This is a genomic window from Corallococcus carmarthensis, assembly GCF_003611695.1.
GTDB lineage: Bacteria > Myxococcota > Myxococcia > Myxococcales > Myxococcaceae > Corallococcus > Corallococcus carmarthensis.
On the sequence record NZ_RAWE01000116.1, the window covers coordinates 23370 to 29865 of the forward strand.

Consider the following 6496-nt stretch of genomic DNA (forward strand, 5'->3'; position numbering starts at 1 on the left):
GGAGGCTCCGGGGCAGGGGCGGGGAGAAGCCCCTGCTTCCTCGACGTGGAGCCCGGCGGTTCTATTCACTGGCGTCAGCGCTGCGCCGTCTTCTTCGCCTTGGCCTTCGCCTGACGCTTCGAGGGCCGTGACGGCGGCTCCGTGCGGGCCACGGCCGCGCTCTCCGGCGTCACCGGCGTGGGGGACAGCCGCAGCGTGACGCGCCGGTTGCTGGCGCGGTGGGGCGGGCTGTCGTTGGGAACCCGCGGCCGGTACGCGGCGTGGCCCGTGGCGCTCAGGCGCTCCGGGGCCAGTCCCTCGCGCTCGCCCAGCTGGCGCACCACCGCCACGGCCCGCGCGGCGGACAGCTCCCACGCGGTGGTGGTGGGACTGCCGGGCGCGGCGGGGAGCACCTCGTCGGTGTGGGCCTCCACCGCCACGCGGTGGTCGGCGAGCGGACCCCGGAACACGGCCGCGGCCTGCTTCAACACGGCGGCGCCCTCCGGCGTGAGCGCCGTGCCCGCGGGCGCGAAGAGGATCCGCTCGGACACCTCCACGCTCAGGGTGTCGTCCTCCAGGGACAGGGTCACGTCGCCCGCCTTGAGCGGGTCCTTCAGCGACCGGCCCAGGGCCTCGAGCGCGGCCTCGCGCCGGGTGTGCTGCGCCTCCGCGTTCTTCGCCTGGAGCTCCGCCGCGGCGCCGCTCCACTCCTGCGCCTGCTGCTGCCGCTCCAGCGCGCGCAGCCTCCGCTCCATGGCCTGCCGCACCGTCTGCAATTGCGCGACGTGGGCCTCGGACTCGGTGGCTTCGCGCTCCAGCTGCGCGCTGTGGGCCTCCAGCGCCTGGAACGAGCGCGAGCCCAGCCACGCGCCCGTGGAGGCCACCACCGCCGCGACGGCGAGCAGCCCCCAGGGCAGCCACCGCCAGCGTCCGAGCGCTGCTTCGGTCCGCGCGTCGTCCATGGCCCTGAAGGGTAATGGCCCTCCGGGGGTGGGCGGCAAGGTGGGCGCCGTGCGACACCGCCCGCCTGCTCCAGCCTCATGCCGCCCCGGACGGTTTCTTCCACCGGGGCAGGTGCAGCACGAAGCGCGAACCGGGCCCGCCCTCCAGAGGCGCCTCCACGAACAGGTCGCCGCCGTGCGCGCGGGCGAGCTGCCGGGAGATGTAGAGGCCCAGGCCCAGGCTGGCGCGCGCGTGTTCGCCGGTGTTGCGCGCGAAGCGCTCGAAGATGCGCTCGCGCGCCTCCGGGGGGATGCCGGGGCCCCAGTCCCGCACGGCGATGACGGCCTTGTCGCCGGCGCGCTCCACGTACAGCTCCACGGGCAGGCCCGGCGCGTACTTCATCGCGTTGGTGAGCAGGTTCATCAGCACCTGCTCCACGCGCGGCCGGTCCGCCAGCGCCACCACCGGCTGGTCCGCGTGCACCACCGCCACGCAGCCCGCGGTGGCCAGCGCCTCCTCCATCCGTGCCACCAGCGCGTGCACCAGCGAGGACAGCTCCACCGCGCCCAGCTCCAGCGCCATCTGCCCCGTGCCCAGCCGCGCCACGTCGAACAGGTGCGCCACCAGCCGCGTCAGCCGGTCCGCCTGCCTGAGCGCCCCCGAGAGCCCCTGGCCCAGCCGCTCGGATTCATCCGACGGCAACTTGTCCACCGTGCGCTGCAATGACGACAGCTGCAGGTGCAGCGCGGACAGGGGCGTGCGCAGCTCGTGTGTCGCCACCGCCACGAACTCGTCGCGCGCGGCCACGGCCTGCTCCGCCTGCCGGTACAGCCGCGCGTTGTCCACCGCCAGCGCCGCGCGCCAGGCCAGGTCCTCCAGCTGCGACAGGTCCCGCGTGTTGAAGCGCCGCGTGGGGGAACACGTCGCCGCGCTCACGATGCCCAGCGTGCGCCCGCGCGCCCTCAGCGGGACGATCATCACCGAGCGCGGGCTCAGCCCGTCCAGGACGTCCCGGTGTGCGTCGTTGACGGCGAAGGCGCGCATGGCGGCCTCGTCCACCTCGGCCACCAGCTCCGAGCGCCCCGTCTCCAGCACCCGGCGCAGCAAGGTGTGGGCGCCCGGGGGCGGCGCGTAGGGCATGGACTTCTCCAGCTGGGCCTGGAGCACGTCGTCGCGGGCGCGGCGCTCCACGCGCTCCAGGTGCTGGCCGTCCTCGCCCAGCATGTCCACCAGGCAGTAGTCCGCCAGCTGCGCCACCACCAGCTCCGCCACGTTGCGCACGGTGGTGCGCCAGTCCAGGGACATGGCCAGCTGGGTGGTCGCCTCCGTGAGGAAGCGCAGGTGGTCCTCCATGCGGCGCTGCTCGGTGATTTCGCGCACCACGCCGCCCACGCCCAGGAGCTCCGTGCCGGAGCGCACGGGGAAGTACGTGGCCAGGAAGGTGCGCGGCTCCGGGCCCGCGACGTACTCCACCGGGTCGTCCACCACGGCCTCCTCCGACTCCAGCACCTCGCGCAGCAGGTCCTCGATGGGGCCGCCCGCGGGGCCCATCAGCTCGCGGGGCGTGAGGCCCAGGTGCTTCTCCAGGGGGATGCCGTTGTTCTGCGCGACGACCTTGTTGAGCCGCACGTAGCGCAGGTCCTGGTTCACGAAGCCCATGCCCACCGGCGACGCGGCGAAGAAGGCCTCCAGCATGGCCGCGGACGCGTCGCGCTCGCGCAGGGCCTCGCGGGCCTCGCGGTACAGCCGGGCGCTCTCCACCGCCAGCGCGGCCCGGCGCGCGAACTCCGTGGCGTACCCCAGGTCGCGCTTCGTGTAGCGGCGCGCGGGGGACGCGGAGACCAGGTTGATGATGCCGAAGCGCCGCCGTCCCACCGCCAGGGGCAGGAGCATGGAGGAGCGCGGCGCCAGCGTCTCCAGCAGCCGGCGGTGTTCGGGCGAGCGGGACACCGCGTCCAGCCACTCGGGCGTGATGTCGGCGATGAGCACGGGCTTGCCCCGCGTGAACACCTGGGAGAGCGGCGAGCCCGAACCGGCCAGCGGCGGGAAGGTCAGCGTCTGGTCGAGCAGCGCCTGCCGCCGGGGGTCCTTCGCGCTGAGCGCGAGCCGGTGCAGCGCGCCGTCGGGGCCCAGCACGTCCACCATGCAGTAGTCCGCCCACTCCAGCGTGGCCAGCCGCGCCACGGCCTTGAGCGTCGTCTCCCAGTCCAGGGATTCGGCGAGCAGCCGGCTCGCCTCGCTGACGAAGAACTCCGCGCGCTCGGTGGACTTGCGCTCGGTGATGTCCACGTTGATGTTCACCGCGCCCACGAGCCGGCCCTCGCCCGAGTACAGCGGCGCCGAGGAGTTGAGGATGGTGCGGCGCGCGCCGTCCTTCCCGACGATGTCCACCTCCTCGTTGGAGACGGTCTGCCGGCTCTTCAGCGTGCGCGCCACGGCCCACTCTTCTCCGCGCAGCCGCTTGCCGGTGCCGGGCCAGTACGCCTCGAAGCCGCCGTAGCGCTCCAGGTGCATCCCCGCCAGCGCGGCCTGTCCCCACAGCGCGCTCGCAGCGGCATTGGCCGCGAGCAGGCGGCCGGCCGTGTCCACGATGACGACCCCCACGGGCAGGAGCTGCAGCACCGTGCGCAGCCACTCCTGTGGCACGGGCGTGGACTCCGCGAGAAAGGTGCCAGTCGGCTCGGACATGGGCGCGGAGCCCCCCTCCCCCGCGGGAGGTCTTAGGGTGGGGGCGGCGGGGGACCGGGACCACCCGACCCGGGTTGGAGCAGGCTTTCCGGGAGTTGGCACCCGCCTCCGCCCGGAGGCAGGGCAGGGGGCTTGATTCGGAGCGGCCAACGGGGCGTCATTCGGGGCTTTCGTTCACGGCCGTGTCAGACGGCCGGGCTTCAAGGACCGGTGGATGGCGATCGCGTGCGTGGTGCTGGACTTCGATGGGACCTTCACGGACGTGCTGGCGGAGGGCGAGCCCTTCCTGCGGCACTTCCAGGACGCGCTGTACGGGGTGCTGGGACAGGACGCGTCCCAGGCGTGGGCGGAGGAGGTCGCCGCGCTGCATGAGGGCGTGGACCAGTACGGCTGGGAGGTGGCGGGGCGCATCGTCGCGCCGGCCACCGCGGACCCCTACCTGACGGCCACCTGCACCGCGCACCGGCTGCTCAAGCGCTTCGGCAAGGGCGATGACGAAGCGGTGCGCACGGACACGGTGCAGACGCTGTACCGGGACGCGTACGGGCACTCGGCCACGGCGTTCAAGGCGGAGGCCAAGGAGGTGCTGGAGGCGCTGCTCGCCACGGGGCTGCCCGTGTCGGTGGTGACGAACGCGCACACGGAGCTGGTGGAGGCCAAGCTGGACAAGCTGGCGCCGAAGGGCCGCGAGCGGCTGAAGGTCTTCGGCGACGCGCGCAAGTTCCAGCTGGAGGACACGCAGCCGAAGGACGCCCGCTTCGACGCGCTGCCAGAGGCGCTCCACCTGGACGGCGTGCTGGGCCGGCCGGTGTACCTCAAGCGCGGGCGCTACTTCTCCGCGCTCAAGCGCATCTGGGACGCCACGCACACGGGCCCGGAGTCCACGCTGGTCGCGGGCGACATCTTCGAGCTGGACCTGGCGATGCCCGCGGCGCTGGGCGCGCACGTGCAACTGGTGGAGCGCGCCAACGTGATGCCCTACGAGCGCGCCGCGGTGGCGCGCCTGGGCGCGCGTGGCAGCGCGGACAAGAGCCTGCGCGCCATCCTGCCCCGGCTGCGCTGAAGCGGCGGCACTGGACCCACGGGCAAACGAAAAGCCCCGCCTCCCGGCTGAAGGGAGGGCGGGGCTGTCCGCACTGCACCGCGCGTGGGGCGCGAAACTAGACCTTGGCGCCCGGGGTCGCCTGGAACAGGTCGTTGAACTCGGTGAGGGCCTTGTTGATGTTCGCCTTGATGTCGGCGGTCAGCTCGCGCTTGGCGACCAGGTCCTGGACGATGTTCGGGTACTTGCTGTCCACGAACTCCAGCATCTCCTTCATCCAGCGGACCACGTCACCCACCGGCACCTGGCGGATCCACCCGCGCTTGCCGGCGTCGTCCTTGTTCGTCGCGGCGTAGATCTGGATGACCTGACGCTCGACGGACAGGGGCTCGTACTGGCCCTGCTTGAGCAGCTCCACCATGCGGGCGCCGCGCGCCAGCGTCTCCTGCGTGGCCTTGTCCAGGTCGGAGCCGAACTGCGCGAAGGCGGCCAGTTCGCGGTACTGCGCCAGCTCCAGCTTCATGGAGCCCGCGACCTGCTTCATGGCCTTGATCTGCGCCGCGGAACCCACGCGCGACACGGAGAGGCCCACGTTGATGGCCGGGCGGACGCCGGAGAAGAACAGGTCCGTCTCCAGGAAGATCTGCCCGTCGGTGATGGAGATGACGTTCGTCGGGATGTAGGCGGACACGTCACCCGCCTGCGTCTCGATGATGGGGAGCGCCGTGAGGGAGCCCGCGCCCTCCTCGTCGGACAGCTTGGCGGCGCGCTCCAGCAGGCGGCTGTGGATGTAGAACACGTCGCCGGGGTACGCCTCGCGGCCCGGCGGGCGGCGCAGGAGCAGGGACAGCTGGCGGTACGCCACGGCCTGCTTGGAGAGGTCGTCGTACACGATGAGGCCGTGCATCTTGTTGTCGCGGAAGTACTCGCCGATGGCGACGCCCGCGTACGGCGCGAAGTACTGCATGGGCGCCGGGTCGGACGCGTTCGCCGCGACCACCACCGTGTACTCCATGGCGCCGTAGCGGGTCAGCTTCTCCACCACCTGCGCGACGGTGGACTGCTTCTGCCCGATGGCGACGTAGATGCAGTAAACGCCCAGGCCCTTCTGGTTGATGATGGCGTCGATGGCGACGGCCGTCTTGCCCGTCTGGCGGTCACCGATGATGAGCTCGCGCTGACCGCGGCCCACCGGCACCAGCGCGTCCAGCGCCTTGATGCCCGTCTGCAGGGGCTCGTGCACGGACTTGCGCTTCACGATGCCGGGCGCCTTCACCTCCAGGCGGCGCTGCTCGGTGGACTCGACGGGGCCCTTGCCGTCCACCGGCTGGCCCAGCGCGTTCACCACGCGGCCCAGCAGGCCCTTGCCCACCGGCACGGAGGCAATCTGCCCGGTGCGCTTCACGACATCGCCTTCGCGGATGTCCTTGAAGTCACCCATGATGGCGATGCCGACGTTGTCCTCTTCCAGGTTGAGGACCAGGCCCTGCACGCCGTTGGAGAACTCCACCAGCTCGCCGGCGAGCGCGCCCTCCAGGCCGTACACGCGGGCGATACCGTCGCCCACGGACAGCACGGTGCCGGTCTCGGCGACGGTGACCTTCTTGCCGTAGTCCTTGATCTGCTCCCGGATGATTCTGCTGATCTCGTCGGCGCGGATTTCCATGGGCGTCTAGCGTCCTTGCGGAGGGGGCGGCCTGGAGGAACGGGGTGGGCCGCCACGAATCTTGATGTACCGGGTGGCCCCCTATCACGGCCGCCGGTCCCATCGCAACGCACCACGCACCCGGCGCTTCCCCCAGCCCCACACCCCTTTATCGCGGACGTAAGCCCGCGCTCCGGGAC

Annotated in this window: 4 protein-coding genes; 1 reads left to right on the forward strand and 3 read right to left on the reverse strand. The window is 72.2% G+C overall.

The genetic code is table 11. The annotated features are described in order from the left end of the window. Window positions 1–74 precede the first annotated feature (74 nt). Both D7X32_RS26790 and D7X32_RS26795 read right to left on the reverse strand, forming a co-directional pair. Window positions 75–941 (reverse strand): OmpA family protein, encoded by an 867-nt coding sequence (locus tag D7X32_RS26790; protein ID WP_120605411.1) that lies wholly within the window; start codon window positions 939–941, stop codon window positions 75–77. Between the two features lie 76 nt (window positions 942–1017). Beyond that, window positions 1018–3609 (reverse strand): sensor histidine kinase, encoded by a 2592-nt coding sequence (locus D7X32_RS26795; RefSeq protein ID WP_120605412.1) that lies wholly within the window; start codon window positions 3607–3609, stop codon window positions 1018–1020. A 214-nt stretch (window positions 3610–3823) separates the two neighbouring features. Between D7X32_RS26795 and D7X32_RS26800 the strand changes: the two genes are divergently transcribed. Continuing rightward, complete coding sequence (locus D7X32_RS26800) at window positions 3824–4672, forward strand: HAD family hydrolase (protein WP_120605413.1); 849 nt, start codon at window positions 3824–3826, stop codon at window positions 4670–4672. A 97-nt stretch (window positions 4673–4769) separates the two neighbouring features. Here the strand turns inward: D7X32_RS26800 and atpA are convergent, their stop codons facing one another. Continuing rightward, a complete protein-coding gene (gene atpA, locus D7X32_RS26805) occupies window positions 4770–6317 on the reverse strand; it encodes a F0F1 ATP synthase subunit alpha (RefSeq protein ID WP_120605414.1) in 1548 nt (515 codons plus the stop codon). Window positions 6318–6496 lie beyond the last annotated feature (179 nt).

Bases quoted from the DNA above. Each gene is read 5' to 3' on its own strand.
- D7X32_RS26790 (WP_120605411.1), bottom strand. From the start codon at position 941: ATGGACGACGCGCGGACCGAAGCAGCGCTCGGACGCTGGCGGTGGCTG.
- D7X32_RS26795 (WP_120605412.1), bottom strand. From the start codon at position 3,609: ATGTCCGAGCCGACTGGCACCTTTCTCGCGGAGTCCACGCCCGTGCCA.
- D7X32_RS26800 (WP_120605413.1), top strand. From the start codon at position 3,824: ATGGCGATCGCGTGCGTGGTGCTGGACTTCGATGGGACCTTCACGGAC.
- atpA (WP_120605414.1), bottom strand. From the start codon at position 6,317: ATGGAAATCCGCGCCGACGAGATCAGCAGAATCATCCGGGAGCAGATC.